This is a genomic window from Streptomyces sp. SID14436 (genome assembly GCF_010548465.1).
GTDB lineage: Bacteria > Actinomycetota > Actinomycetes > Streptomycetales > Streptomycetaceae > Streptomyces.
On the sequence record NZ_JAAGMD010000899.1, the window covers coordinates 1 to 1,999 of the forward strand.

2 protein-coding genes are annotated in these 1,999 nt (G+C 74.7%); both read right to left on the reverse strand.

Features of this window, described 5'->3' with window-relative positions:
* The coding region (locus tag G3I53_RS33040) for a serine/threonine-protein kinase (protein ID WP_239064233.1) at positions 1-920 on the reverse strand (920 nt) is incomplete at its 3' end.
* Positions 921-1,235: 315 nt separating this feature from the next.
* On the reverse strand, positions 1,236-1,865 hold the full coding sequence (locus G3I53_RS33045; protein ID WP_343240730.1) for a hypothetical protein: 630 nt from the start codon (positions 1,863-1,865) through the stop codon (positions 1,236-1,238).
* Between the last annotated feature and the right edge of the window lie 134 nt (positions 1,866-1,999).

Consider the following 1,999-nt stretch of genomic DNA (forward strand, 5'->3'; position numbering starts at 1 on the left):
ACGGCCACCAGTCTGCTCCGGGCGGGCGGTCCCGCCGGCCGCTGCCCGTCGGGTTCCGGTGCCCGGTGCCCGCCATCGGTGCCCTCCCCCCGGCCCAGGGTCCGCCGCCGCCGCGGCCGCCGGTGCGGCGGGTCCCCTTCGAGCGGCGGCACCTCGGGGGTGACGCCGGTCCGGCGGAAGGCACGCAGCATGCGTTCCGCCGCGTCCGCGTCCAGCCGGCGGTCGGGTTCCCTCTCCAGCAGGCCGCGGACGACGGGCAGGATCGGACCGGCCTCCACGGGCGGCCGCACCTCGTCGACCACGACCGCGTGCAGGACCCCGCCGAGCGAGTCGCGCCGGAAGGGCGACTCGCCGCTGAGGGCCGTGCAGAGCAGCGCGCCCAGGGACCACAGGTCGGACTCCGGGCCGGTCCGGGCGCCGGCCATGCGCTCCGGGGCGGTGTACTCGGGCGAGCCGACGAAGGAGCCGTGTTCGGTGAGCGTGGTGGCGCCCGCGACCCGGGCGATGCCGAAGTCGGTGAGGACGACCCGGTCGGTGCCGTTCTCCAGCAGCACGTTGGCGGGTTTGAGGTCCCGGTGCAGCACGCCCGCGGCATGCGCGGCCCGCAGCGCGCACAGCAGGTCGATGCCGATGCGGGCGGCCTCGTCGGCGTCGACCGGACCGTCCCGGGCGATCCGTTCGGCGAGCGACGGACCGTCGATCAACTCGAGCACGATGTAGGGGCGTTCGTCGTCCTCGACGACGTCGTGGACCACCGTGATGTGCGGGTGGCTCAATTGGGCCAGTGCGCGGGCCTCGCGCAGGGTCCGCTCCCGCTGTTTCCGGGCCTCGGCGGCGGAGAGCGTCTCGTCGACGGGGAGTTCCTTGACGGCGACACCCCGGCCGAGCAACTGGTCGGTGGCCCGCCACACCACACCCATGCCACCGCGCCCGAGCCTCTCCTCCAACCGGTAACGGCCCGCGATGACACGGGCGTTGTGCCGAGCGTTTCCGTTGCCAGACGCCCCCTCGGTCCCCATGCGCCCATCATGCCCCACCGGATGTGCCCCCTCCGGTACGGCGATTCGGCCAAGCGGGGGACGTCTGTGCAGGTGCGGCACGCCGGTGCCGGGGGCGTGTGCCCGGCGCAGATGCCGGACGCGATGTGGTACCGACGCGGAAAGGGGAGGGGGGAGTTGGGGCGGGCGACTGGTTCCTTGCCCCCGCCCTGCCGGGTGCGGGCCCGTCCGCTGCCGTCAGCGCTCGCGCCACCCCTTGAGCACCGTCTCGAACTGGGCCCGGGTGGTGTCCCAGTCCTCGGCCGGCCCCGCCATGTAGAGGGCGTACTCGACACCGTCCCGCGCCAGGTACATCTGGTCGATCGCCCGGTAGGGCCCGGGGAACTCGGTGTCTTTGGGGAGGGCGGTCCAGGTGTACTCCAGCCGGGCGCTGTCGCGGTCCCGGTAGAGGAGACGCCGCAACTCCAGCCGCCGGTAGTCCACCAGCCGCTGCCCTATCTGCTGGTCCAGGTCGCCGAGATGCTCGTAGGGGTCGTCGAAGTCGGGCGAATCGTCGACCGCGATGCGCAGGAAGTGCTTGCCGCCGTCGGGCGTGTAGTCGACCTGACGGCTCTCGCCGTCGAGGACGACGCGCTTCCAGTCGGCACCCGGCAGGACGACGCTGAACCCGTAGGGGTCCTTCCGGCGCACCCAGCCCGCCGGAAGGCCGCCTTTCGAGCCCTCGTCCTCCGGGTCCTCGGCCGCGGGCGAGGCGGACGACGCGGCGGACGTGCCGCCGCCCGGCCGGTTCCCGTCGCCCCGCTGCTGCAGCACGACCGCGGTCGCCCCGCCGATGATCGCGGCCAGCGCGACGACCAGCGCGATCATGCGCCGGCGCCCTCCGCCCCCGGCACTTCGGGGCGCGGCGGCAGCGGGTGCACCCGGGGACTGCACGGCGGTCGGTCCCGTCCCGCGCGGAGTACCCGCGCCCGGACCGGCGCCCTGACCTGCGCCAGGCGCGC

Bases quoted from the DNA above. Each gene is read 5' to 3' on its own strand.
- G3I53_RS33045 (WP_343240730.1), bottom strand. From the start codon at position 1,865: ATGATCGCGCTGGTCGTCGCGCTGGCCGCGATCATCGGCGGGGCGACC.